This window comes from Oceanisphaera sp. (assembly GCF_048268965.1).
GTDB lineage: Bacteria > Pseudomonadota > Gammaproteobacteria > Enterobacterales > Aeromonadaceae > Oceanimonas.
The window spans coordinates 39,668-64,475 of sequence record NZ_JBLWUK010000004.1 but is presented as its reverse complement, the minus strand read 5'-3'; the positions used below and the strand labels follow the sequence as shown (position 1 = coordinate 64,475).

Annotated in this window: 21 protein-coding genes and 2 tRNA genes; 5 read left to right on the top strand and 18 right to left on the bottom strand. The window is 54.5% G+C overall.

Annotated features, from left to right (window positions below; all coding sequences use genetic code 11):
* Window positions 1-19: 19 nt before the first annotated feature.
* Together gap and yegQ are read left to right on the top strand one after the other, a co-directional pair.
* Window positions 20-1,015, top strand: a complete 996-nt coding sequence (gene gap / locus ACN0VL_RS03595) for a type I glyceraldehyde-3-phosphate dehydrogenase (RefSeq protein ID WP_417614757.1) — start codon at window positions 20-22, stop codon at window positions 1,013-1,015.
* A gap of 150 nt (window positions 1,016-1,165) precedes the next feature.
* Window positions 1,166-2,533: a tRNA 5-hydroxyuridine modification protein YegQ gene (yegQ, locus tag ACN0VL_RS03590; RefSeq protein WP_417614756.1), complete on the top strand. Its 1,368-nt coding sequence runs from the start codon at window positions 1,166-1,168 to the stop codon at window positions 2,531-2,533.
* Between the two features lie 193 nt (window positions 2,534-2,726).
* Here the strand turns inward: yegQ and pnp are convergent, their stop codons facing one another.
* The 14 genes from pnp to rlmE all read right to left on the bottom strand — a co-directional run bounded on the left by pnp (window position 2,727) and on the right by rlmE (window position 17,968).
* A complete protein-coding gene (gene pnp, locus ACN0VL_RS03585) occupies window positions 2,727-4,916 on the bottom strand; it encodes a polyribonucleotide nucleotidyltransferase (protein ID WP_417614755.1) in 2,190 nt (729 codons plus the stop codon).
* Window positions 4,917-5,164: 248 nt separating this feature from the next.
* Window positions 5,165-5,434: a 30S ribosomal protein S15 gene (rpsO, locus tag ACN0VL_RS03580; RefSeq protein WP_417614754.1), complete on the bottom strand. Its 270-nt coding sequence runs from the start codon at window positions 5,432-5,434 to the stop codon at window positions 5,165-5,167.
* A gap of 158 nt (window positions 5,435-5,592) precedes the next feature.
* Complete coding sequence (truB, locus tag ACN0VL_RS03575; protein ID WP_417614753.1) at window positions 5,593-6,528, bottom strand: tRNA pseudouridine(55) synthase TruB; 936 nt, start codon at window positions 6,526-6,528, stop codon at window positions 5,593-5,595.
* A 2-nt stretch (window positions 6,529-6,530) separates the two neighbouring features.
* The gene (gene rbfA, locus ACN0VL_RS03570) at window positions 6,531-6,959 is read right to left on the bottom strand and encodes a 30S ribosome-binding factor RbfA (protein ID WP_417614752.1); all 429 of its coding nucleotides are present in this window, start codon (window positions 6,957-6,959) and stop codon (window positions 6,531-6,533) included.
* Between the two features lie 130 nt (window positions 6,960-7,089).
* A complete protein-coding gene (gene infB / locus ACN0VL_RS03565) occupies window positions 7,090-9,780 on the bottom strand; it encodes a translation initiation factor IF-2 (protein ID WP_417614751.1) in 2,691 nt (896 codons plus the stop codon).
* A 19-nt stretch (window positions 9,781-9,799) separates the two neighbouring features.
* Entirely contained in the window at window positions 9,800-11,302 is a 1,503-nt protein-coding gene (gene nusA, locus ACN0VL_RS03560; protein ID WP_417614750.1) for a transcription termination factor NusA, read from the bottom strand.
* 14 nt (window positions 11,303-11,316) lie between these two features.
* Complete coding sequence (gene rimP / locus ACN0VL_RS03555) at window positions 11,317-11,775, bottom strand: ribosome maturation factor RimP (protein WP_417614749.1); 459 nt, start codon at window positions 11,773-11,775, stop codon at window positions 11,317-11,319.
* 193 nt (window positions 11,776-11,968) lie between these two features.
* Window positions 11,969-12,045, bottom strand: a tRNA-Met gene (locus ACN0VL_RS03550).
* 76 nt (window positions 12,046-12,121) lie between these two features.
* A tRNA-Leu gene (locus ACN0VL_RS03545) sits at window positions 12,122-12,208 on the bottom strand.
* A 10-nt stretch (window positions 12,209-12,218) separates the two neighbouring features.
* Window positions 12,219-12,554, bottom strand: coding sequence for a preprotein translocase subunit SecG (gene secG, locus ACN0VL_RS03540; RefSeq protein ID WP_417614748.1), 336 nt, complete (start codon window positions 12,552-12,554; stop codon window positions 12,219-12,221).
* A gap of 544 nt (window positions 12,555-13,098) precedes the next feature.
* On the bottom strand, window positions 13,099-14,436 hold the full coding sequence (gene glmM / locus ACN0VL_RS03535; RefSeq protein ID WP_417614747.1) for a phosphoglucosamine mutase: 1,338 nt from the start codon (window positions 14,434-14,436) through the stop codon (window positions 13,099-13,101).
* 4 nt (window positions 14,437-14,440) lie between these two features.
* Complete coding sequence (folP, locus tag ACN0VL_RS03530; RefSeq protein ID WP_417614746.1) at window positions 14,441-15,274, bottom strand: dihydropteroate synthase; 834 nt, start codon at window positions 15,272-15,274, stop codon at window positions 14,441-14,443.
* Window positions 15,275-15,343: 69 nt separating this feature from the next.
* On the bottom strand, window positions 15,344-17,296 hold the full coding sequence (gene ftsH / locus ACN0VL_RS03525; protein WP_417614745.1) for an ATP-dependent zinc metalloprotease FtsH: 1,953 nt from the start codon (window positions 17,294-17,296) through the stop codon (window positions 15,344-15,346).
* A 42-nt stretch (window positions 17,297-17,338) separates the two neighbouring features.
* Entirely contained in the window at window positions 17,339-17,968 is a 630-nt protein-coding gene (gene rlmE, locus ACN0VL_RS03520; RefSeq protein WP_417614744.1) for a 23S rRNA (uridine(2552)-2'-O)-methyltransferase RlmE, read from the bottom strand.
* An 84-nt stretch (window positions 17,969-18,052) separates the two neighbouring features.
* On the opposite strand from rlmE, the gene yhbY reads away from it, so the two are divergent.
* Both yhbY and ACN0VL_RS03510 read left to right on the top strand, forming a co-directional pair.
* Window positions 18,053-18,349 (top strand): ribosome assembly RNA-binding protein YhbY, encoded by a 297-nt coding sequence (yhbY, locus tag ACN0VL_RS03515; RefSeq protein ID WP_417614743.1) that lies wholly within the window; start codon window positions 18,053-18,055, stop codon window positions 18,347-18,349.
* Window positions 18,350-18,458: 109 nt separating this feature from the next.
* Entirely contained in the window at window positions 18,459-19,070 is a 612-nt protein-coding gene (locus ACN0VL_RS03510; RefSeq protein WP_417614742.1) for a PilZ domain-containing protein, read from the top strand.
* A gap of 46 nt (window positions 19,071-19,116) precedes the next feature.
* Here ACN0VL_RS03510 and greA read toward each other — a convergent pair whose 3' ends face one another.
* From greA to grpE, 4 genes are all read right to left on the bottom strand, one after another.
* Window positions 19,117-19,593 carry a transcription elongation factor GreA gene (gene greA, locus ACN0VL_RS03505; protein WP_417614741.1) on the bottom strand — a complete coding sequence of 159 codons (477 nt, stop codon included), beginning with the start codon at window positions 19,591-19,593 and terminating at the stop codon, window positions 19,117-19,119.
* A 131-nt stretch (window positions 19,594-19,724) separates the two neighbouring features.
* Entirely contained in the window at window positions 19,725-20,855 is a 1,131-nt protein-coding gene (dnaJ, locus tag ACN0VL_RS03500; protein WP_417614740.1) for a molecular chaperone DnaJ, read from the bottom strand.
* 91 nt (window positions 20,856-20,946) lie between these two features.
* The gene (gene dnaK / locus ACN0VL_RS03495) at window positions 20,947-22,872 is read right to left on the bottom strand and encodes a molecular chaperone DnaK (RefSeq protein WP_417614739.1); all 1,926 of its coding nucleotides are present in this window, start codon (window positions 22,870-22,872) and stop codon (window positions 20,947-20,949) included.
* Window positions 22,873-22,997: 125 nt separating this feature from the next.
* Complete coding sequence (gene grpE, locus ACN0VL_RS03490) at window positions 22,998-23,615, bottom strand: nucleotide exchange factor GrpE (RefSeq protein ID WP_417614738.1); 618 nt, start codon at window positions 23,613-23,615, stop codon at window positions 22,998-23,000.
* A 193-nt stretch (window positions 23,616-23,808) separates the two neighbouring features.
* Between grpE and nadK the strand changes: the two genes are divergently transcribed.
* Complete coding sequence (nadK, locus tag ACN0VL_RS03485) at window positions 23,809-24,693, top strand: NAD(+) kinase (protein WP_417614737.1); 885 nt, start codon at window positions 23,809-23,811, stop codon at window positions 24,691-24,693.
* Window positions 24,694-24,808 lie beyond the last annotated feature (115 nt).

Here is a 24,808-nt window from a genome sequence, read left to right as displayed (position 1 = left end):
CCAGCATAGAGTGCTTATTATGACAATCAAGGTAGCTATTAATGGTTTTGGTCGTATTGGTCGGCTGATGTTTCGCGCCGCTTGCGATCGCAACGATATGGAAGTTGTAGCCATCAATGATTTGCAAGACGTGGATTATATGGCGTACATGTTGAAGTACGACTCCACCCACGGCCGGTTTCAAGGAGAGGTGAAAGTAGAGGGCGAGCAATTAATCGTCAACGGCAAGCCGGTACGCGTGACCAGCGAACGCAACCCCGCCGCCCTCGACTGGGCCGCGGTGGGAGTGGACGTCGTCGCAGAAGCAACCGGCATTTTCATGACTGACGAGCAAGCCCGCCAACACATACAGGCGGGCGCAAAAAAAGTCGTGCTCACGGGTCCTTCCAAAGACGCTACCCCCATGTTCGTCATGGGCGTCAACCAGGACAAATATGCAGGTGAAGATATCGTGTCCAACGCCTCCTGCACCACCAACTGCCTGGCGCCGCTGGCCAAGGTCATCAATGATAATTTTGGCATAGTCGAAGGACTGATGACCACGGTGCACGCCACTACGGCCACCCAAAAGACCGTTGACGGTCCTTCGCATAAAGACTGGCGCGGCGGCCGTGGCGCTGGCCAGAACATTATCCCCTCCGCCACCGGTGCGGCCAAGGCGGTCGGCAGGGTCATTCCCGAGCTGAACGGCAAGTTGACCGGCATGGCGTTCAGGGTACCCACCCCCAACGTGTCTGTGGTCGACCTGACGGTACGCCTGGAAAAGTCGGCCAGCTATGCAGAAATCTGCGCCACTATCAAGGCGGCCGCCGAGGGTGAGATGGCAGGCGTCGTGGGCTACACCGAAGATGCGGTTGTTTCCACCGACTTTTTAGGCGAAACCTGCACCTGTATATTTGATGCCTCGGCCGGTATCGCCCTTAACGACAACTTCGTCAAGCTGGTGGCCTGGTATGACAACGAAATAGGCTATTCCAACAAGGTATTGGACCTCATCGCCCATATCTCGAAGTAACCAGAGCGTGAGGTGCGAGGGGCAAGGCGCGAAACTCCTCACTGTCCCCCCATTGCTTTCCCTCGATATTAGTATTCCGGCAGCGTAAAATACCGGATTCGGCCGCCATCAGGTGGCGGCCTGCTGACCTGAAATCAGAGATTGATACTAATGTCCGACACTTTTACTCCCCAGTTTATTCCCGAGCTGCTCTCGCCCGCCGGCACCCTGAAAAACATGCGTTATGCCTTCGCCTACGGTGCCGATGCAGTCTATGCCGGCCAGCCGCGTTACTCGCTGCGGGTGCGCAATAACGAGTTTAATCACGAAAATCTCAAGATCGGCATAGACGAAGCCCATGCCCTGGGCAAGAAGTTCTATGTGGTGGTGAATATCCAGCCCCATAACGCCAAGCTGAAAACCTTTATTCGCGACATGAAACCGGTCATAGAAATGGGCCCGGATGCGCTGATCATGTCCGATCCCGGTTTGATTATGCTGGTGCGTGAGCATTTTCCCGAGGTCTCTATCCACCTGTCGGTGCAGGCCAACGCGGTCAACTGGGCTTCTGTCAAATTCTGGCAGGATTACGGTATCGAGCGGGTGATCTTGTCCCGCGAGTTATCACTGGAAGAAATCGAAGAAATTCGCGCCAACTGCCCCAGTGTCGAGCTGGAAGTGTTTGTACACGGCGCCCTGTGCATGGCGTATTCCGGCCGTTGCCTGCTGTCTGGCTACATCAATAAACGCGACCCCAACCAGGGCACCTGTACCAACGCCTGCCGCTGGGAGTATAAAGTTCACGACGCCAAAGAAGACGACGCCGGTCAGATCGTCCATAAACAAGAGCCGATTGCCGTACAAAAAATCGACCCTGCACTAGAAGCTGTCGCCCCCACTCTCGGCGCCGGTGCCCCCTATGATCAGCCGGTGTTACTGGAAGACAGCCACCGCCCGGGCGAGTACCTGCCCACCTATGAAGACGAGCACGGCACCTACATCATGAACTCGAAGGATCTGCGCGCGGTGCAGTATGTCGAGCGCCTGACGAAAATGGGCGTACATTCGTTAAAAATTGAAGGACGCACCAAGTCCTTCTATTACGTGGCCCGCACCGCTCAGGTGTATCGCAAGGCCATCGATGATGCGGTCGCCGGCAAGCCCTTTGATGCCACCTTGATGAATACCCTGGAAAACCTCGCTCACCGCGGTTATACCGAAGGCTTTCTCAAGCGCCATGCCCACAGCGACTATCAGAATTACGACATCGGTCATTCGGTTTCCACCCGCCAGCAGTTTGTCGGTGACATTACCCAACGCGACGGTGACTGGGTTCAGGTGGAGGTGAAAAACAAGTTCAGCGTCGGCGATCAACTCGAGCTGATGACCCCGGCCGGCAACATCACCTTTACCCTGGAGCAGCTGAAGAATCGTAAAGGCGAGCACATTGACGTCGCGCCGGGCAGCGGCCACGTGGTTTTCATCCCGTTGGCCGCCTCTATCGATGCCGATTACGCCATCCTGCTGCGCCATCTGTAACGGCCAGGCGTGAAGCGTGAGGCGTGAAGCGTGAGGCGTGAGGCGTGAGGCGTGAGGCGTGAGGCGTGAGGCGTGAGGCGTGAGGCGTGAGGCGTGAGGCGTGAATAATATTGGCCACCCGCGGCCAATATCAACAAAAAAAGCCGAGATATTATCTCGGCTTTTTATTACCAGCAATAATGACCAGGCTTAATTACTCGGCCGATTTCTCGTCATTGCTCGCAGGGGCTGCGGCTTCAGGTTTGGCTGGAGCGGCAGCTTCTTCTTGGGCTGGTGCGGCGGGAGCCTCGGCAACCACTTCCGGGTCTTTCGCTTCTTTAATAGACAGGCGAATACGACCCTGGCGGTCAACTTCCAGTACCTTCACCTTGACGGTGTCGCCCACGGTCAAATGATCCGATACGTTTTTAACACGCTCTTCGGTAATTTGAGAAATGTGCACCAGACCGTCTTTGCCAGGCAGAATATTGACGAAGGCACCAAAGTCGGCCAAACGCACGACCTGACCTTCATAAATGGTACCGGCTTCCACTTCTGCGGTCAGCTGCTGAATACGGCTAATGGCCAGCTTGGCCGCTTCGCCATCAACGGCGGCAATTTTAACGGTGCCGTTATCGTCCAGCTCTATGGTAGTGCCGGTCTCTTCGGTCAGCGCGCGAATGGTGGCGCCGCCCTTGCCAATCACATCACGGATCTTCTCCGGGTTGATCTTGATGATATGAATGCGCGGTGCAAAGTCGGAAATCTCTTCCCGTGGCGCTTGCAGTGCATCGTCCATCACGTTCAGGATGTGCAAACGGGCATTACGTGCCTGCTTGAGCGCCTGCTCCATGATCTCTTTGGTGATCCCTTCGATCTTGATGTCCATCTGCAGCGCAGTAATGCCCTGAGTGGTACCGGCCACTTTAAAGTCCATGTCGCCCAGATGATCTTCATCACCCAGAATGTCGGACAGCACCACGAAGTTTTCGTCTTCTTTTACCAGACCCATGGCAATACCGGCCACAGAGGCCTTGATCGGTACACCCGCATCCATCAGTGCCAGTGACGTGCCGCACACTGAGGCCATGGAAGAGGAACCGTTAGACTCGGTTATTTCCGATACGATACGCACCGTGTAAGGGAACGCCTCGGCGCTGGGCATAACTGCCGCCACACCGCGCTTGGCCAGACGACCGTGACCAATTTCACGACGCTTGGGGCTGCCGACCATGCCGGTTTCGCCAACACAGTAAGGAGGGAAGTTGTAATGCAGCATAAAGCGGTTGGTGCGTGCACCGGTCAGCTCGTCAATCATCTGTGCATCACGCTCGGTCCCCAGGGTGGCGGCAACCAGCGCCTGAGTTTCACCACGGGTGAACAAGGCAGAACCGTGGGTACGCGGCAACAGACCGGTGGCCACGTTAAGCGCACGGATCATGTCCGGTTCACGGCCATCGATACGCGGCTCGCCACGCACCACACGACCACGAACGATGTGCTTCTCGAGGTTAGCTAACTGCTCTTGAACCTCTTTCACGTTTTGCTCGGGGTTGGCGGCCTGCACGGCTGATAACACCTTGGCTTTAATGGCACTGATGGCATCACGACGATCGGTCTTGTCGGTAATGCGATAGGCTTCGCCCAGGTCGGCGCTCGCCAGCTCGGCAATTTGTGCTTTCAGGGTTTCGTTTTCGGCTTTTGGCTGCCAGTCCCACGGCGTGGCACCCACTTCGGCGGCGAACTCGTTAATGGCTTGTACTGCCGTATTCAACTGTTCGTGGCCATAAACCACCGCGCCCAGCATCACTTCTTCAGGCAGAATGTTGGCTTCGGACTCCACCATGAGCACCGCATTGGCGGTACCGGCGACTACCAGATCCAGTTCGCTGTTTTCCAGCTCGCTGATGCTGGGGTTCAGCACATATTCGCCATTCATGTAACCTACACGCGCCGCACCAATCGGGCCGGCAAAGGGAATACCGGAAATAGCCAGCGCCGCAGAGGTACCCAGCATGGCGATAATGTCGGGGGCAATTTCGGGGTTAACCGACACCACGGTCGCAATCACCTGAACTTCGTTTTTGAACCCTTCGGGAAACAACGGACGGATCGGGCGGTCAATCAACCGCGAGGTCAGTGTTTCGCCTTCCGTTGGACGGCCTTCACGCTTAAAGAAGCTGCCTGGAATACGGCCGGCAGCATAGGTACGCTCTTGATAGTTAACGGTGAGCGGAAAGAAGTCTTTGCTTTCGTCGGCTTCGCGCTTGCCAACGACTGTGACTAGAACGGCGGTATCATCAATGCTGGCCATCACGGCACCACTCGCCTGACGTGCGATGACGCCGGTTTCAAGTGTTACTGTATGCTGGCCATACTGGAAGGTTTTCACGATAGGATTCACGTTGTAGATTCCTTAATATGTTTGGTCTTTTAATTTACCGCCACAGTATACTTGATTATTGCCTAAAGGACAGAATTGCAAGGGGAAAACAGGCCGCTAGGTGAGGAGTGCAGTGTCAGGGGTGAGGGGGAAATTCCTGACGTCAAGCGCGGTGTTTTTCTCCTCTCGCGTCAAGCCTTGCCCCTGCCCTAAAATTCAGGCAACAAAAAAGGGGCCTAAGCCCCTTTTTGTTAAACTGACTGTGTCGATTAACGACGCAGACCCAGTTTAGCGATCAGTGCACTGTAACGCGCAACGTCTTTACGCTTCAGGTAGTCCAGCAGGTTACGACGCTGGGATACCATGCGCAGCAGACCACGACGGCTGTGGTGATCATGGATGTGCTGCTTAAAGTGACCTTGCAGGTGGTTGATTTGAGCGCTCAGCAGGGCAACCTGAACTTCAGGTGAACCTGTGTCGCCTTCGCCACGGGCATGGTCAGCAACGATTTGGGCTTTAGTTTCAGCGTTTAGTGACATCTTTTGTACTCCAAAGAGATGAATGTTTTTTCCAGCCGATCACTAATTCAGCCGGAAAGCGAGCTGCGCATTCTACCAGTTAAGGCGGTGTTGGCAACCAGAAAATGGCACTGCCAGCAAAAGAGTCGCTCGGGCCGGCAGCACCCTGCACGGGGTCGTTAGCGAACCAGTCGCTTGGGCGCCACTTTGCCATCATCGTCAATTTCGCCCACACCAATAAACTGGCGTTGCTCGCCGACGGTCATTCTGACCTGGCCGCTCGTGGGTGCACCCGATACCTGTACTGCCTGGCCCTGGTTGATATAACCGGCCACCAGCTCGGACATATTGACTTCCGGCAGGCTGGCAACGGCGGTATCCATGGGCAACAGCAAGGGATCCAGCTCGAGACGAGGCGCAATATCCTGCGCCCGGCAGTTTTCGAGAATGCACTCCAGCTGCTCCAGGGTCAGCATGCGCTCGGCCGGATAGGTCGCGACCGCCAAACGGCGCAGCACCGCCACGTGGGCACCACACCCAAGCACTTCACCCAGGTCATCGACTATGGTGCGAATATAGGTGCCCTTGCTGCAATGGATTTCCAGCTCCACTTCATCGCCTTCAAAGCGTACCAGGGTTAACTCATACACTGTGATAGGACGAGACTCTCGTGGCACTTCTATGCCTTCTCGAGCATAGTGATACAAGGGCTTGCCTTGATATTTAAGTGCCGAGTACATGGAAGGGATTTGCTCGCTCTGGCCACGAAAGCGGTCCAGTGCTTCAATCAAGTCCCCGGTTGCCACATTGACCGGGCGCGTTTCAACGACTTCGCCGTCTGCGTCACTGGTATCGGTGCGCAGTCCCAGTTTGGCCACCACCCGATAGCGTTTATCCGCTTCCAGCAAAAACTGGGAAAACTTGGTGGCTTCGCCCAGGCAGATTGGCAGCATACCGGTCGCCAAGGGATCCAGAGCCCCGGTGTGCCCGGCCTTGGCAGCGGCATAAATACGCTTAACCTGCTGCAGCGCATCGTTGGAGGTAATACCTGCCGGCTTGTCCAATAAGAGTATGCCGTCTACCTCACGGCCACGAAATCGACGCTGACGCCCCATGATTAATCCTTCTTCTCTTGATCTTGGTCTTGCTGCTGCTCTGCTTCGTCTTTGCTGCCTTCTTGCATCCGACGGTTATCTTCGGCAATGGTGCTGGATACCAGAGTCGAAATGCGCATGCCTTCCACCAGGCTCTGATCATAGGCAAAGCGCAATTCGGGGGTCACGCGCAACCGCATGGCTTTCCCCACCAGGCTACGGATAAAGCCGCTGGCATCTTTCAATACCTTCATGCCTTGCGCAATTTTTTCCGGGTCATTTTCCAAAAAGGTGACAAATACCTTGGCATAGCTCAAGTCTTTGGACAGCTCGACACCGGATACGGTGACCAGCTTCAGACGCTCATCTTTAATTTCCCGCTGCAGTATCATCGCAATTTCTTTTTGCAATTCCTGCCCAACCCGGCGGGCGCGGCTGAATTCTCTAGCCATAATGCTATTTTCCCATTAAAAAAGGAGCCAACAGGCCCCTTCATATCAAATCAGGTGACAAAAGAGCGGCCGGTTGCCACAGGCACAGCCGCTGCTTTCGACCCCGGTAAAATCGGGGTCGGCGTCGCCCTTACAGGGTGCGCTGTACTTCTACAATCTGGAAGACTTCTATCTGGTCGCCCACACGTACGTCATTATAGTTCTTCACGGCGATACCGCATTCCATGCCATTACGCACTTCCTGCACATCGTCTTTAAAGCGACGCAGAGATTCCAGCTCGCCTTCGTAAATCACCACGTTGTCACGCAATACCCGAATCGGATTGCTACGCTTGACGTTACCTTCGGTGACCATACAACCTGCCACTGCACCAAACTTGGGTGAGCGGAACACGTCACGTACTTCGGCCAAACCGATGATTTCCTGCTTGAATTCCGGTGCCAGCATGCCAGTCATGGCAGACTTCACTTCATCCAGCAATTCATAGATAACGCTGTAGTAACGCAGATCGATATCTTCAGATTCGATCATCTTGCGAGCAGACGCATCGGCACGCACGTTAAAGCCCAGAATAATGGCATTCGATGCCGCGGCCAGGCTGGCGTCGGTTTCGGTAATTCCACCCACACCCGAGCCGATAATCTTGACCTTGACTTCGTCGGTAGACAGCTTTTGCAAGGAGTCGGAAATAGCTTCAATGGAACCCTGTACATCGGCTTTCAGTACCAGGTTCACTTCGGCCACTTCGCCCTCTTCCATGTTGGCAAACATGTTTTCAAGCTTGGCGGTCTGCTGGCGTGCCAGTTTCACATCACGGAACTTGCCTTGACGATAAAGAGCCACTTCACGGGCTTTTTTCTCGTCACGTACCACTGTGGCTTCATCGCCCGCAGCCGGTACGCCAGACAGACCCAGAATTTCAACCGGAATAGACGGGCCTGCGCTTTTCACTTCACGACCCAGTTCGTCACGCATGGCACGCACTCGGCCATATTCCAGACCACACAGCACGATATCGCCCTGGTTCAGGGTACCTTCCTGTACCAGTACGGTGGCAACCGGACCACGTCCCTTGTCGAGGCGAGATTCGATGACTACGCCGGACGCCATGCCGTCGTAAATGGCTTTCAGCTCCAGTACTTCCGCTTGCAGCAGAATGGCTTCCAGCAGTTCATCGATACCCTGACCGGTTTTGGCCGAGATAAAGGTGAACATGTTTTCGCCACCCCAGTCTTCCGACATCACGCCGTGCTGGGAGAGTTCGCTCTTGACGCGGTCGATATCCGCTTCCGGCTTGTCCATCTTGTTGACGGCAACAATCAACGGGACGCCGGCGGCCTTGGCATGCTGAATCGCTTCTACGGTCTGTGGCATAACGCCATCGTCCGCAGCCACGACCAGAATAACGATGTCGGTGGCGCTGGCACCACGAGCACGCATGGAGGTAAAGGCGGCGTGACCCGGGGTATCCAGGAAGGTAATAATACCGTTATCGGTTTCTACGTGATAAGCACCAATGTGCTGGGTAATACCACCCGCCTCGCCCGATGCAACCTTGGCGCGACGAATGTAATCCAGCGTCGAGGTTTTACCGTGGTCAACGTGACCCATGATGGTCACTACAGGTGCACGTGTCTGACGCTCGGCATCGGTATCACGGTCGGACAGCACAGACTCTTCCAGCTCGTTTTCACGACGCAGAATGACTTTGTGGCCCATTTCTTCCGCAACCAGTTGCGCGGTTTCCTGGTCAATGACCTGGTTAATGGTCGCCATGGCACCCATCTTCATCATCACCTTGATGACGGCGGCGCCCTTGACGGCCATTTTATTGGCCAGTTCGGCCACGGTAATGGTTTCACCAATCTCGACGTCGCGGTTAACCACTTGCGCCGGCTTCTGGAAGCCGTGCTTCATCGAGTTGGGCATCATGACCTTGGCGCGCTTGCCTTTACGCAGACGCTCGTTGCGGCTTTCACGGTTTTCGCGGTCTTCTTTGTTCTTGCCGCCTTTGCGCTTCTTGCCACCGGTACGACGCGCTTTCTGCTCTTCGCTTTTATCCGCTTCATCTTCGGCGGCCTTGGCAGACGCGTTGGTCATAACATGGTAGTCGGCATCTTCAGGCTTCTTCGCTGCGGCTTCTTCTGCCCAGCGCTTTTCGTTTTCTTCTGCCAGCTTGCGTACTTCTTCCGCTTTCTTCTGGGCATCCAGCTCGGCTTTGCGCAAGACTTCTTGCTCACGCTGTTGCTTCAACTTTTCTGCTTCGCTTTTGGCCATATCGTCCACCTTTTTCTGCTCTTTGCTTTTGGGGGTTGCCCCCTGCTCTTTGGTGTTCCGAGCTTGCAGCTGAGCCTGGCGGGCTTTTTCTTCCGCGTCACGCTTGGCTTTTTCTTGCGCCTCTTGCTTGGCCTTTTCTTCGGCTTCACGTTTGGCTTGCTCTTCGGTTTCACGACGAGCCTGCGCTTCTGCTTCCAGGCGCGCCTGCTCTTCTGCTTGCAGCTGATTCTGTAACTCTTCAGCCGTGTCACGTCTTACGTAGGTACGCTTCTTGCGTACTTCAACCTGAACAGCCTTGCTCTTACCACCCACCACGGGCACATTCAAGGTGCTCATGGTCTTACGCTGCAGCGTCATACGCTTGGGCTCTTTTGCCTCAGCGCCGTGCTGTTTCTTTAAATGTGTCAGCAACTCGGCCTTTTCGGTTTCCGATACGGTATCACCGGTTGACTTCTCTATGCCGGCTTCGCGAAACTGCTGCACAAGACGATCCACTGATGTGTCTATGTCGCTGGCGAGCTGCGATAATGTAACTTCTGCCATTCATTTACCTCCGCTGATCTTATTCTTCGGTCTGGTCTCCAAACCAGCAGATATTACGGGCCGCCATAATCAGCTCCCCAGCCAGGGCTTCATCAAGACCTTCAATTCCTTCAAGATCATCAATACCCTGTTCTGCCAATTCTTCCAGATCCGCAACACCACGGGCGGCAAGCAAAAACGCCAGCTCCCGGGTCATGGAGGGCAGTGCGAGCAGATCCTCTGCCGGCTCAACCCCTTCGAATGATTCTTCTTGGGCCAACGCCCGGGTGGTCAGAGCGTCCTTGGCACGATTACGCAGCTCCTCCACCATGTCTTCATCCAGGCCTTCCACGCTCAACAGCTCGCTGACCGGCACGTAGGCAATTTCTTCCAAGGAGGAAAAGCCTTCTTCCATCAGTAGCGCGGCAAAATCGTCGTCGATATCCAGGTGCTGGGTAAAGAGATTGACGATCTTGTCACTTTCAACCTGATGCTTGCTCTGCAAATCTTCTACCGTCATGACGTTCAGTTCCCAGCCAGTCAGCTGGGCCGCCAAACGTACGTTTTGACCATTGCGACCGATAGCTTGCGCCAGGTTGCCTGATTCCACGGCAATATCCATGGAATGGCTGTCTTCATCCACTATGATGGAGGAAACATCGGCCGGGGCCATGGCGTTGATCACAAACTGCGCGGGATTATCGTCCCACAGCACGATATCTACGCGCTCACCGTTCAGCTCACCGGATACGGCCTGCACCCGCGCGCCACGCATGCCAACACAGGCACCGATAGGATCGATACGACGGTCGTTGGTTTTAACCGCAATTTTGGCACGGCTGCTCGGATCCCGGGCGGCGCCCATGATTTCAATGATTTCTTCACCGATCTCCGGCACTTCAATACGAAACAGCTCTTTCAGGAAGTCGGGATTGCTGCGGCTGACAAAAAGCTGGGCGCCTCGGGCTTCCGGACGAACGGCATACAACAAGCCTCGTACCCGGTCACCGCTGCGAAAAGTTTCGCGGGGCAGCATGTCTTCACGGAAAATTACCGCCTCGGCGTTGTTGCCCAGGTCCAGAATGACGTTATCACGGGTCGCCTTTTTGACCACACCGGTAATGATTTCACCTTCCTGATCCTTGAATTGCTCAACCACCTGCATCCGCTCGGCTTCACGTACTTTCTGTACGATAACCTGTTTGGCCGTCTGGGTAGTGATCCGATCGAAGGTAACCGAGTCGATTTCATCTTCGACAAAATCGCCAATCTGAATCTCGGGCTCATCAATTTGAGCCGCTTCTAGCGTCATCTCGCCGTAAGGGTTGGTCAGGGCGTCCTGATCGGCCACCACTTGCCAGCGACGGAAGGTTTCAAAGTTACCACTTTTACGATCGATTTCGACTCGTACCAGTATATCACCTTCATATTTCTTTTTTGTGGCCGTGGCCAGCGCGGTTTCCAACGCCTCAAAAATCTTTTCGCGAGGCACAGCCTTTTCGTTAGAAACGGCATCAACCACCAGCAATATTTCTTTATTCATGTCCGACCGCCTCGTTAGTCAAAGTTCGGAACCAGATGTGCTTTTTGGATATTAGCGAAGGCGATGGGAAACAGGGTTCCTTCCACCTCCAGACTGATCATGGTGTCGTCTACCGCCACCAGAAGTCCGCTCAGTTTACGACGGTTGTTCACCGCCATACGCAGGGATAACTCTACCTGCTGACCAATAATGGCCTGATAATGAGCCGGCTTGAACAGGGGGCGAGCCATACCCGGAGAAGACACTTCCAGATCATATTCGGTAGAAATGGGATCTTCCACATCTAACACGGCACTTACTTGCCGACTTACCTCGGCACAATCAGTTACTTCAATACCGTTTTCATGGTCGATATACAAACGTAAGGTCGAATGCCGGCCGGCGCGTACAAATTCGAGCCCCAGCAATTCAAAGCCCAGAGCCTCTACCGGCTCTGTCAGCATCTCGGTCAATCGTTGTTCCAATGTAGCCAAAGCTACCCCTCCGAAAACAAAAAAAGGGCTCGCAGCCCAGTGAATGTGCACCAATTGTTACTGGCGCTGAAGTGCAGATAACAAAAAGCCCCGATCTTCAAATCGGGGCTATTCACCTGTACCCTGACTGTTGTCTTTCGACAACCGCTTATCGCATCTACCGTTAAAACGAGCTGCAATAACCGTGAGGATTTGGTTGCGGGAGCCGGATTTGAACCGACGACCTTCGGGTTATGAGCCCGACGAGCTACCAGACTGCTCCATCCCGCGTCCGAAACGTACAAAACGTACAAAACGTACAAAATTATAGTTACTTTGAACTTAAAAGTACAACCTAACTCAATTTTGGTGCCGAGAGCGGGACTTGAACCCGCACGCCCATACAGGCACTACCCCCTCAAGATAGCGTGTCTACCAATTCCACCACCTCGGCAAAAACTTTTTTATTCGGGTACGTCGCTGTTATTGATAACAGGGACATCACCCGGGATGACACTTTCTTCTACTGCAGGTAAAGAAAGATCTTCCCATTCGCTTCCTTGCTTGGTGCTGTTGCTGGATAAGTTACCCAGTATCAGACTGACCGCAAAGAAACCGGCTGCCAGCAGGGTCGTCGCTTTGGTTAAAAAGTTACCCGAGCCGCCAGAGCCAAATACTGTATTGGAGGCACCTGCTCCGAAGGAAGCGCCCATGTCGGCACCCTTGCCTTGCTGAATCAACACCAGACCGATTAAGGTCAGTGCGATAAGCAGATACACCACTAAAAGAATTTCGTACATCAGCTATACCTTTGCTTGACGTCTGAGCCCCGCATCAGACTGCTGTCGGGAGCGGGGCTAATACTAGCGATACGATTCACCGGATACAAGCGCAAATTTCAAATATTGGTTCGAATGAGCGAAAAGCCAGCAAAAAGATGATTCTACAACCATTTTAAAAGCTGGCAGCCGTAAGCCTGTCTCTTCGTCACAAGTCGCCAGCCAGTGAATAATGCCCAGAGGCGACCGGGTAGCCTCCTCCGACACGCTTCAAGCACCTCCATGTGTCGCTCAGCACATGACATCCCTGTCCTGTGATGGTCGGCTGAGGCTATCCCAGCCGCCTCTTCTTAATCTCTGAGCTGTCGGCAGGTAACATTCACCGGTCACTCCATTGCCAATGGGAAGGCTGAGGGTGTCTGCTCCACCGACCATCCGCGCCAGGGATGGCGCGGTTTGAGCCTACAGGGAGGTATTCACGGCGTGTCGGAGGAGTGGTTCCCTCAGCCTGACAAGCCACACTAATATCAACAAATAGTTGTGACTAAAAGACAGGCGCCCAGCTTCACGCCTTGGGTGCCGGTATGGCGTCGGCAATATATTGCGCCAGGCGGGTCACTTGTTCCAGCTCCGGCCCTTCCACCATCACCCGGATCAAGGGCTCGGTGCCCGATTTGCGCAACAGCACGCGACCGGTCCCGGCCAGCTCTTGCTCGGCAGTGGCCACTCGGCTTTTTACCTCACTGTTGTTGAGGGGGTCGGTACCCGCTTCAAAACGTACATTGTTCAGTACCTGAGGATAAAGAGGCAGCAATTGACCCAGGCTTTGCAAGCTGTGATTGCCGGCCACCATGACCCGCAGTACCTGCAAGGCGGCCACTATGCCATCTCCTGTGGTGTTGTGATCCAGGCTGATGATATGGCCCGAGTTTTCACCACCCAGCTTCCAGCCGTGCTGCTTCAGCTGTTCCAGCACATAACGATCCCCTACCTTGGCACGCACAAACTGGATATCCTGTTTCGCCAACGCCAGCTCCAGTGCCATGTTGGTCATCAAGGTGCCGACCACGCCGCCACCTAAGGCACCACGTTTGACCGCATCCTGCGCCATTATGTACAACAGCTGATCACCGTCGAGCAAGGCGCCGGTGTGGTCGACCATGGCCAAACGATCACCATCGCCATCAAAGGCGATGCCCAAGTCGGCGCCATGCTCCTGTACCGCGGCAATCAACGCCTCGGGAGCGGTAGAGCCGACCTTGTCGTTAATATTGATGCCGTTGGGCTGGCCGCCAATACGGATCACCTTGGCACCCAGCTCTTCAAATACCGCCGGGGCTATGTGATAGGTGGCGCCATGAGCGCAGTCCAGCACCATGGTTAAGCCATCCAGGTGCATCTCGGACGGAAAGGTGCTTTTGCAAAACTCGATATAGCGACCCGCGGCATCGTTAATGCGGCTGGCTTTGCCCAGCTGCTCCGAGGGCACACAGTCCATGGGCTGATCCATCATGGCTTCTATGGCCAGCTCTACCTCATCGGGCAGCTTGGTACCGTCATGAGAGAAAAACTTGATGCCGTTATCGTAATAAGGATTGTGCGAGGCGCTGATCACTATGCCGGCTTCGGCCCTGAAGGTACGGGTCAGATAGGCGATGGCCGGGGTTGGCATGGGGCCCAGCAAGGCGGCTTGCAGCCCGGCGGCCGACAAGCCAGCCTCCAGTGCCGACTCCAGCATATAACCGGAAATACGGGTGTCTTTACCAATCATCACTTTTTTTGTACCGGTTTGCGACAGAACTTTACCCGCCGCCCACCCCAGCTTCATCACAAACTCCGGAGTAATGGGGTAGTCGCCCACCCGGCCGCGAATGCCATCGGTACCAAAATATTTTCTGCTCATTATATTATCCCTGATAGTGCCTGGCTTGTTGCCATACTCGCATGGCATCTGCCATTTCTTTTACATCATGCACCCGCAGTATTTGTACACCCTGACTCAGCGCAAACAAATGCGCGGCCAGACCTCCCGCCAGACGCTGGTCGACTTCGCGACCCAGCAATTGCCCCAGCATCGACTTGCGCGACATTCCCGCCAGCAAAGGCAGACCCAGCTGATGCAGCTGCCCGACTTTGCCCAGCAATTCATAATTGTGCTCTAACTGTTTGCCAAAACCATAGCCCGGATCCAGACAGATACGCGCCCGATCGATACCGACCTGATCGCAGGCCTGCAGGCGTTGTTGCAAAAACGCCGCCACTTCCGCCGTCACATCATCATAGTCCGGTGCCTGCTGCATGGTTCTGGGCTGCCCCTGCATGTGCATCAGGCAGATGGCGGCGCCACTGTCGGCGGCCACCTGCAAGGCGTTGGGCTCACGCAGTGCCCGAACATCATTGATTAAATCCGCCCCGGCCTTCACCGTCTCCTGCATCACTATTGCCTTGCTGGTATCAATCGATATCCAGCAATCCAGCTCCTGGCGCAGGGATTCTATCACAGGTACGACTCGGTCCAGCTCTTGCTGTTCGGTGACGGCACCGGCACCCGGGCGGGTCGATTCTCCGCCCACGTCAATAATGTCGGCACCGTCTTTTACCATCTGGACGGCATGGCGCAAGGCGGCGTCCTTGCCCACGAAGTGACCACCGTCCGAAAAGGAGTCGGGTGTCAGGTTGAGGATCCCCATAATTCGAGGAGAAGACAGATCCAGGCTTCTGGATGCACTTGATAACAGCATAACGGCAGGTTCCCACAAAATAAAAAGCCCCGAACAGGGGATGTTCGGGGCTTAATTTATCATAAAATATTAGTTGTTGGTGACATCACCGGGCTTGTTCAAGTCCGGTGTGCCCGCCTTGGGCTCATTGGCCTTGGACTCGTCCTTGTCACCGGTACTGGCGGTTGGAGCCTGGGGTTTGTCGTCAGAATCTTCTACCCAGTCTGCCGGTGGCCGTACGTGGCGACGCGCCATCAGATCATCGATTTGCTTGGCATCTATGGTCTCGTACTTCATCAGCGCATCTTTCATGGCGTGCAGAATATCGATGTTGTCCATCAGTATCTGCTTGGCACGCTGGAAGTTACGCTCGATGAGTTCTCTGACCTCGGCATCAATGGCATTGGCCGTCTCGTCCGACATATGCTTGACCTTGGCGGCAGAGCGTCCCATGAACACTTCACCTTCTTCCTCTGCGTACAGCAGCGGGCCCAGTTTTTCGGACAAGCCCCACTGTGTCACCATCTTGTGGGCGATATCAGTAGCCCGTTCGATGTCATTAGAGGCACCCGTGGTCACCTTTTCAAAGCCGTAAATAATTTCTTCGGCCAGACGACCACCATACAGGCTGGAAATCATGGACTCCAGGTGCTGCTTGCTGTAGCTGAAACGATCACGCTCGGGCAAATACATGGTCACACCCAGAGCTCGGCCACGAGGAATAATAGAGACCTTGTACACGGGATCGTGCTCGGGCACGACTCGGCCTACAATGGCATGACCCGCTTCATGATAAGCAGTCATGGCCTTTTCTTCCTCGGACATCACCATGGAACGACGTTCGGCGCCCATCATGATTTTATCTTTCGCTTTTTCAAACTCGTCCATCGACACCACTCGGCGTGAAGAACGTGCTGCGAACAAGGCCGCTTCGTTTACCAGGTTAGCCAGGTCGGCACCACTGAAACCAGGGGTTCCTCGAGCGATAACGCTTGCCTTGACATCGTCACCCAGGGGGACGCGGCGCATGTGTACTTTCAGAATTTGTTCACGACCACGCACATCGGGCAGGCCGACCACCACCTGACGGTCGAAACGACCCGGACGCAACAACGCAGGGTCCAGTACGTCGGGACGGTTGGTTGCCGCCACCACGATCACGCCTTCGTTGCCTTCAAAGCCGTCCATTTCAACCAGCATCTGGTTCAGGGTTTGCTCACGTTCATCATGACCACCGCCCAAACCGGCACCACGCTGACGACCGACCGCATCGATTTCATCGATAAAAATAATACAGGGGGCCGACTTTTTCGCCTGCTCGAACATATCACGCACACGAGACGCACCCACACCCACGAACATTTCCACGAAATCGGAACCGGAAATGGTAAAGAAAGGCACCTTGGCTTCACCGGCAATGGCCTTGGCCAGCAGGGTTTTACCGGTACCCGGTGGGCCCACCAGCAAGATACCGGTTGGAATACGGCCACCCAGTTTCTGGAAATGGCTGGGGTCGCGCAGATAGTCAACCAGCTCGGCCACGTCTTCCTTGGCTTCATCACAGCCGGCTACATCGGCGAAGGTGGTCTTGATCTGGTCTTCACCCATCAGACGCGCCTTGCTCTTGCCAAAGCTCATGGCGCCTTTACCGCCACCACCGCCCTGCATTTGACGCATGAAGAACACCCACACACCGATCAACAGCAGCATGGGGAACCATGAGATAAAGATAGACGTCAGCAGACTGGGCTCTTCAGGCTTTTCACCCACCACCCGTACGTTGTTATTCAACAAGTCATTCAGCAGCTGCGGGTCTTGCGCAGGCAGAATCGTCGTGAATCGATCACCGTTACGCTTGACGCCGTTAACGGTTTTACCGTCCATACGTACTTCACGAATTTGCCCTTGGCCTACTTCCTGTACAAACGTGGTGTAGTCCACCTGGCGTCCACTCGGTTCACTTGGGCTAAAGCTCTGGAATACCGACATCAACACCACGGCTATGACCAACCACAGGATCAAATTTTTCGCCATGTCACTCAAATTACTAACCTCACCGGCTGACAGTTTATGACTCTGAGAGTACTACAGTTTAAAACCTGTAGCTACAATATAGACCTCTCGCGAACGTGGTCGCGACGAGTCGGGTTTTCTTACCCTTACCGAACTAAAGGACCGGCGCACTTCCAGTAGAAATTCATCGAAGCCGGCCCCCTGAAACACTTTTACAACAAAACTGCCCTTGGGCGCCAATACCTGGCGACACATATCCAGTGCCAACTCGACCAGATACATGGATCTGGGCTGATCAACTTCCGGGGTGCCACTCATGTTGGGCGCCATATCGGACAGCAGTACATCGACCTTGTCATCCCCCACTCTCTCCAACAGGGCGTTGAGTACTTCCTCATCTCGAAAGTCCCCCTGTAAAAAATCGACGCCCGCTATCGGGTCCATGGGCAACAGGTCACAGGCAATCACCTTGCCTTTTAACCCGACCTGCTCTACCGAATACTGGCTCCAGCCCCCGGGGGCGGCTCCCAGGTCCACGACCGTCATGCCATGCTTCAGCAAACGGTCGCGCCCTTGTAGTTCTTCAAGTTTAAATACGGCTCGCGAGCGCAGGCCTTTTTTTTGCGCCTGTTGTACATATTTGTCGTCAAAATGCTCTTTAAGCCAGCGCGTTGAGCTGGCTGAGCGCTTTTTCTTCGTCATTAAATTATCGCTCTGCTATTACCATTAAAGCCTAGATGGGGGTACAATAGTCCCCTTTCAACCTATTAACTGAAGCATTTTGCAATGACCCTGACTAATAAGCAAAGACAATACCTCAAAGGATTGGCCCACAGCCTTAAGCCGGTGGTGTTGCTGGGCCAGCATGGCCTAACCGAAGGCGTATTGGCCGAGATCGATTTAGCCCTTAATTTTCATGAACTGATCAAGGTCAAGGTTGCCGCCGAAGACAGGGAAGTCAAAACGCTGGTCATGGATGCCATCGTCCGTGAAACCGGTGCCGTCAAGGTGCAAAGCATCGGCCACATCCTGACGCTGTACCGCGCCAGCGAAGAGAAAAAAATCAGCCTGCCCCGCGCCTGAACCTCAGGGCCACAGCCTGCTTTAGCGCTCCCTGGCCCCCCTATTTCCTCCCCTCATCGCCCCGCTTTACGCTATGGTTTAGATATTATTATCTGCCATTGGGGTTGTGATGCCCAGTCACCCTTACCTGACCGACGAAGAGCTCGCCATGATCAACGAGCAGTACTCGGCCAATAGCCCGAACACCCTGCTGACACTGCCATTGGTGATGGATGCCAACATAGAGCCATTACTGGAGCAGGCGACAGCACTCGAGCTGAAACTAGACCTCGGGCAGATAAAGCTGAGCTTTCCGGTCACCTTGAATCACCCCGTGGCCAGCCAGGAGCAAGTTGTCCTCAGTGCCCCCAATATCATCACCAACGGCGGCCACCCTCGTGCCTGGCGTCTGCCACACCCCCAGAATATCAAGCTGGAGCAGCCGGACGGGAAACCGCTGGCCGCCGAAATCCGTGACCTGTCTATCAATGGCATGATGCTGCTGTCGCTGCGCTCCCTGTTTACCTCATCGTCCGGGCGACCGGCACAGAAAAAGGTGATACTGAGGCTGGGACAAGCGCAACAACTGCCGCTGCAACTCACGCTGGTACGCCAGCACAAGGGGGCGCAGTTCTGGCTGACGGCAGTCTGCTTTGAGCTGGATACGGCGGACAAGTCTACCTTGTCCGACTTCGTATTTCGCGGCTTTTTAGCGCAAATAAACAGACAGCAGGCGCCATAGCGCCTGCTGTCTGGATGGTCTAACCGGTTTACGCTCGTGGCAGAGCTTACAGGTATTGAACCTTGATAATTTCGTACTCTACTTCACCACCGGGCGTCTTCACCACTGCCACATCGTCCACTTCCTTGCCAATCAAGGCGCGGGCGATCGGCGAGTTGACCGAAATCATGTTGGCCTTGATGTCCGACTCGTCATCACCCACGATTTGATAGGTGATTTCTTTTTCGTCATCCACCTTGAACAAATCCACCGTCGAGCCAAAAATGACCTTGCCGCTGTTGGGTATCCGGGTCACGTCTATTACCTGGGCATTGGAGAGTTTGGCTTCAATTTCCTGGATCCGCCCCTCACAAAATCCCTGCTCTTCACGCGCGGCATGATACTCGGCGTTTTCTTTCAAGTCGCCGTGTTCACGTGCATCGGCGATAGAGGCGATTATTTTCGGTCGTAACACCGACTTGAGGTGTTCCAGTTCTTCTCGCAGTTGCTGTGCACCACGAACGGTCATAGGAGTTTGTGTCATAATGAAAACCCAGTCCCTTTCAGACAATAAAACAACAAGAGCCCTGTCGAACATCGGCACAGGGCTCATAGTATACATCTTGTGTCAGCCGCTGGGCTGCTATCTAGCCAACCGAGGTTAATACAGCCGGCTTAACGGGTCAAATCGTCGAAGAAGCGCTTCACTCCCTTGAGAAAGCCCTCGGTCTTGGGCTGATGCTTGTTCGCAGCCACACCACCACAAGAGTCTTCCAACTGACGTAATAACTCTTTTTGTTCTTCGGTCAGGCTTACCGGCGTTTCAATATACGCCTTGCATACCAAGTCACCCATTTGGCCGTTTCTGGCCGAGCGCACCCCTTTGCCCTTGAGGCGGAACATGCGTCCGGTTTGGGTTTCAGGAGGTATCTTAAGCTTGACCCGTCCGTCCAGCGTCGGCACTTCTACTTCGCCACCCAGGGCGGCGGCAGTAAAACCAATCGGCACTTCGCAATACAGATTATTGCCGTCACGAACAAAAATTTCATGGTCGCGTACGTGCATCTGTACATACAGGTCGCCGGCGGGGGCGCCCGCTTCACCGGCCTCGCCTTCGCCGGATAGACGAATGCGATCACCGGTATCCACACCCGCAGGTATTTTCACCGACAGGGTCTTGGTTTTTTGGTAACGGCCTTCACCATGACACTTGTGGCACGGATCGGTAATGGTCTTGCCTTTACCACGACAATGCGGACAAGGCTGCTGTACGGTAAAGAAGCCCTGGCGCATCTGCACCTGGCCATGACCATGACAGGTAGAGCAAGTGCTGGCTTGCGTACCTGCCTTGGCACCGCTGCCATCACAGACATCACAACCCACCAGTGTCGGTACCTTGATCTCTTTGGTCACGCCCCGCACGGCTTCTTCCAGCGTCAGCTCCATGTTATAGCGCAAGTCGGACCCTCGGGCCGAGCGCTGCTGACGGCGCTGACCGCCACCGAAGATATCGCCGAATACATCACCAAAAATATCGCCGAAGTCGGCGCCACCGCCAAAGCCATGACCGCCCTGCTGACCATTAACCGCATCGTGACCAAACTGATCATAGGCGGCACGCTTTTGCGCATCGGTCAGGACTTCGTACGCCTCGGTGGCTTCTTTAAACTTGTCACCGGCGTCAGCGTCAGTCTTGTTACGGTCGGGATGATACTTCATCGCCATCCGCTTGTAGGCTTTCTTTATCTCGCGCTCATCGGCCCCTTTGGAGACGCCAAGCACTTCGTAATAATCTCGTTTTGACATAGGCTGAGTACTTACCTGAGTCCTGTTAACACAAAGGCGGGCGTTGGTATCCCAACGCCCGCTCTGGCAGCGTTAATACGCTGGGTATAACTTACTTTTTGTCGTCTTTAACTTCTTCAAACTCGGCATCAACCACGTCGTCATCGGCCTTGGCAGATGCATCTTTTGGCTCACCGGCAGCTTGTGAAGCATCGGCTTGCGCCTTGGCCTGTGCCACTTCCATCAGCTTTTGTGACACTTCCATCAGCGTTTGCTGCTTGGCTTCAATGTCGGCCTTGTCTTCACCGCGAGCGGCAGTTTCCAGCTCGGTCAACGCCGCTTCAATGGCGCTCTTGTCGTCGGCAGCCAGTGCATCGCCTGCTTCTTCCAGTTGCTTGCGAGTCGCGTGAACCAAACCATCAGCCTGGTTGCGGGCACCTACCAGCTCCTCGAACTTCTTGTCGTCCTCGGCGTTGGCTTCGGCGGCACGTACCATGGCTTCGACTTCTTCTTCGCTCAGACCGGAAGAGGCCTTGATGGTGATCTTCTGCTCTTTACCCGTGTCTTTATCGACCGCAGATACATGCAAGATACCGTCGGCGTCCAAATCGAAGGTCACTTCAATTTGTGGCAGGCCGCGTGGGGCCGGACGAATACCTTCCAGGTTGAACTGACCCAGTGACTTGTTATCGCTGGAGCGCTTGCGCTCACCCTGCAGCACATGAATGGTCACCGCTGCCTGGTTGTCGTCTGCGGTTGAAAAGGTCTGGGACTTGCGCGTTGGAATCGTGGTGTTTTTCTCAATCAGCGCGGTCATTACGCCACCCATGGTCTCGATACCCAGAGACAGGGGAGTAACGTCCAGCAGCAGTACGTCGGTTTTGTCGCCGGACAATACCGCACCCTGAATGGCTGCACCCACGGCAACGGCTTCATCCGGGTTAACGTCTTTACGTGGTTCCTGACCAAAGAAGTCGCTAACGGCTTTTTGTACCAGCGGCATACGAGTCTGACCACCGACCAGGATCACGTCATTGATGTCCGATACGGACAGACCGGCGTCTTTCAGTGCCGTTTTCACCGGCTCCAGTGACTTCTTCACCATGTCGTCTACCAGTGACTCCAGCTTGGCGCGGGTCAGCTTGATGTTCAGGTGCTTGGGTCCTGTAGCGTCGGCAGTAATGTAAGGCAGGTTCACCTCGGTCTGCTGGGCAGAAGACAGCTCACACTTGGCTTTTTCTGCGGCTTCTTTCAAACGCTGCAGGGCCAGCATGTCTTGACGCAGATCGAAGCCCTGTTCACGCTTGAACTCGTCTACCAGGTAACCAATCAGACGGTTATCGAAGTCTTCACCACCCAGGTGGGTGTCACCATTGGTTGCCAGTACTTCGAAGGTTTTTTCACCATCCATGTCATCGATTTCGATGATGGAGATATCGAAAGTACCACCACCCAGGTCGTAAACCGCTACTTTGCGATCGCCCTGAGTCTTGTTAACGCCGTAGGCAAACGCTGCTGCCGTTGGCTCGTTGATAATGCGTTTTACGTCCAGGCCTGCGATACGACCGGCGTCTTTGGTTGCCTGACGCTGTGCATCGTTAAAGTAGGCAGGTACGGTAATTACCGCCTCGGTCACTGCTTCGCCCAGGTAGTCTTCGGCGGTCTTCTTCATTTTCTTCAGGACTTCTGCCGACACCTGTGGTGGCGCCATTTTTTTATCTTTGGCTTCTATCCAGGCATCGCCGTTGTCGGCCTTAACAATCTTGAAGGGCATGAGTTTAATATCACGCTGTACTTCTTCGTCTTCAAAGCGACGACCGATCAGACGCTTGATAGCGAACAGAGTGTTGTGTGGGTTGGTCACCGCCTGGCGCTTGGCTGGCTGGCCAACCAGTGTTTCGCCATCATCGGTATAAGCGATGATAGAAGGAGTAGTACGAGTACCCTCGGCGTTCTCTATTACGCGTGGATTATCTCCGTCCAGAATAGCGACGCAAGAGTTAGTGGTACCCAAATCGATGCCGATGATTCTACCCATAAAATCCTCTCTGAATATCTTGGTTTAAACAGTAAGCAGTTTTTATTTTGCTTTAAGCTCTATATGTGGCTGCCAGCGACGTCTTTCAAGGCATGGCTCACATTTTTTAAATAACAGCCGATATTTTACGCCTGGGTGTCTACGGCAGGCCCCTTGGCCACCATCACCATGGCAGGACGCAGTATCCGGCCATTCAGCTCGTAACCCTTCATCATGACGGCCACCACAGAGTTGGGCGCAACCTCGTCACTTTCTACCATGCTCATCGCTTGATGCTTGTTCGGATCGAACGGCGTCCCCGTTGGGTCAATTTGCAACACGCCAAACTTCTCTACCGTGGTTAACAGCGATTTCAGCGTCAGCTCTACGCCTTCATAGACCGCCTGAAAGGCATCACTTTCCTTATCGGTATGCTCCAGGGCCCGCTCCAGGCTGTCGATAACGGGCAACAATTCGCTGGCAAACTTTTCCAGTGCAAATTTTTGTGCCTTTTCTACATCCTGTGCGGCGCGGCGACGCAGGTTTTCCATTTCGGCCAGCGCACGCAGTGCATTGTCTTTTTCCGCCTGGGCATTGCTGGTCGCCTCGGCCAGCTGTTGCTCCAGCTCGGCGATATAAGTCGCATCCTGCTGAGGCTGTTCGCTCTCTACCGATGACTCGGCCTGGGTGTCTTGGGTGTCTGTGGTCAGCGGCTCTTGCTCGACGGCCTGCTCTTTATCAGCCTGATGTTGTTTGTCAGCCATGTTGTTTCCTCTATATATTTGCTAGCTTGCAGCCTATATGGGGGGGGCAGGTTCAAATTTCAAGAGAATATTTTTGCGATTCCCGATCACCCTGTGGTGCTCGGGCACAGGGTTAATTAGAATGGTGCATTACTCGGTCTGATTATGGATGACCGCCTTTGCTATCTCGTCTTTCAGCCAGGTCTATATATCGATGGATACCGAATTTAATACCATAGCGCTTATTGGCAAACCCGATCACGAGGGGGCCAACCAAACGCTGGTCGCCCTCTACCAACACATTGTTGCCTTGGGGCTTAATGTGGTGATAGAGCGTCGCGTCGGCGAACAGCTAGGGCTTGATGACGTTGAACTGTTGGAAATGGTTGAGCTGGGCGAAAGAGCAGACCTGGCCATAGTAGTAGGTGGCGATGGCAATATGCTCGGTGCCGCCCGCGTGCTGGCCAGGTTCGACGTGGCCGTGGTGGGCGTCAACCGGGGGAACCTGGGTTTTTTGACCGACTTGTCACCGGACAGTTTTGAGCAGCCCCTCGAACGCCTGCTGGCCGGTGACTATCAAGCCGAACACCGCTTTCTGCTTGAGGCGCAAGTACACCGCCATGGCCAGCTGAAAGCCAGTAACTCCGCCATGAACGAGGCGGTGTTGCACCCGGGTAAAATAGCCCACATGATCGAGTTTGAGGTGTATATCAATGGCAACTTTATGTATAGCCAGCGGGCCGATGGCATGATTGTCGCCACGCCCACCGGCTCGACGGCCTACTCGCTGTCTGCCGGCGGCCCTATCTTGACCCCCAATCTGAATGCCATCACTCTGGTCCCCATGTTTCCGCACACCCTGAGTTGTCGCCCTATCGTTATCGACGCCGACTCGCACGTTAAGATGGTGCTGTCCCCCAACAACAAAACCGGGCAAATGCTGGTTAGCTGCGACGGCCATGTGTCGCTAACGGTACAGCCGGGTGATGAAATACATATCAACAAGAGCCCGCACAAGCTCAAGTTGCTCCACCCCCGGGGGCATAACTACTTTGAAGTCTTGCGCAGCAAACTGGGCTGGGGCAGCAAGCTGTTTTGAATGGGTGATGGATAAGACGTAACAAGTGAGGAGTGAGGGGAAGACACTTTTTTCCCTCACCTCCTTTGTCTTGTAATTTCAACTTGCCACTGTACAAAACCACAGTATACTGTTT

Bases quoted from the DNA above. Each gene is read 5' to 3' on its own strand.
- yegQ (WP_417614756.1), top strand. From the start codon at position 1,166: ATGTCCGACACTTTTACTCCCCAGTTTATTCCCGAGCTGCTCTCGCCC.
- nadK (WP_417614737.1), top strand. From the start codon at position 23,809: ATGGATACCGAATTTAATACCATAGCGCTTATTGGCAAACCCGATCAC.
- dnaK (WP_417614739.1), bottom strand. From the start codon at position 22,872: ATGGGTAGAATCATCGGCATCGATTTGGGTACCACTAACTCTTGCGTC.
- secG (WP_417614748.1), bottom strand. From the start codon at position 12,554: ATGTACGAAATTCTTTTAGTGGTGTATCTGCTTATCGCACTGACCTTA.
- grpE (WP_417614738.1), bottom strand. From the start codon at position 23,615: ATGGCTGACAAACAACATCAGGCTGATAAAGAGCAGGCCGTCGAGCAA.
- yhbY (WP_417614743.1), top strand. From the start codon at position 18,053: ATGACCCTGACTAATAAGCAAAGACAATACCTCAAAGGATTGGCCCAC.
- gap (WP_417614757.1), top strand. From the start codon at position 20: ATGACAATCAAGGTAGCTATTAATGGTTTTGGTCGTATTGGTCGGCTG.
- greA (WP_417614741.1), bottom strand. From the start codon at position 19,593: ATGACACAAACTCCTATGACCGTTCGTGGTGCACAGCAACTGCGAGAA.
- glmM (WP_417614747.1), bottom strand. From the start codon at position 14,436: ATGAGCAGAAAATATTTTGGTACCGATGGCATTCGCGGCCGGGTGGGC.
- rpsO (WP_417614754.1), bottom strand. From the start codon at position 5,434: ATGTCACTAAACGCTGAAACTAAAGCCCAAATCGTTGCTGACCATGCC.
- nusA (WP_417614750.1), bottom strand. From the start codon at position 11,302: ATGAATAAAGAAATATTGCTGGTGGTTGATGCCGTTTCTAACGAAAAG.
- ACN0VL_RS03510 (WP_417614742.1), top strand. From the start codon at position 18,459: ATGCCCAGTCACCCTTACCTGACCGACGAAGAGCTCGCCATGATCAAC.
- folP (WP_417614746.1), bottom strand. From the start codon at position 15,274: ATGCTGTTATCAAGTGCATCCAGAAGCCTGGATCTGTCTTCTCCTCGA.
- truB (WP_417614753.1), bottom strand. From the start codon at position 6,528: ATGGGGCGTCAGCGTCGATTTCGTGGCCGTGAGGTAGACGGCATACTC.
- infB (WP_417614751.1), bottom strand. From the start codon at position 9,780: ATGGCAGAAGTTACATTATCGCAGCTCGCCAGCGACATAGACACATCA.
- dnaJ (WP_417614740.1), bottom strand. From the start codon at position 20,855: ATGTCAAAACGAGATTATTACGAAGTGCTTGGCGTCTCCAAAGGGGCC.
- rlmE (WP_417614744.1), bottom strand. From the start codon at position 17,968: ATGACGAAGAAAAAGCGCTCAGCCAGCTCAACGCGCTGGCTTAAAGAG.
- rbfA (WP_417614752.1), bottom strand. From the start codon at position 6,959: ATGGCTAGAGAATTCAGCCGCGCCCGCCGGGTTGGGCAGGAATTGCAA.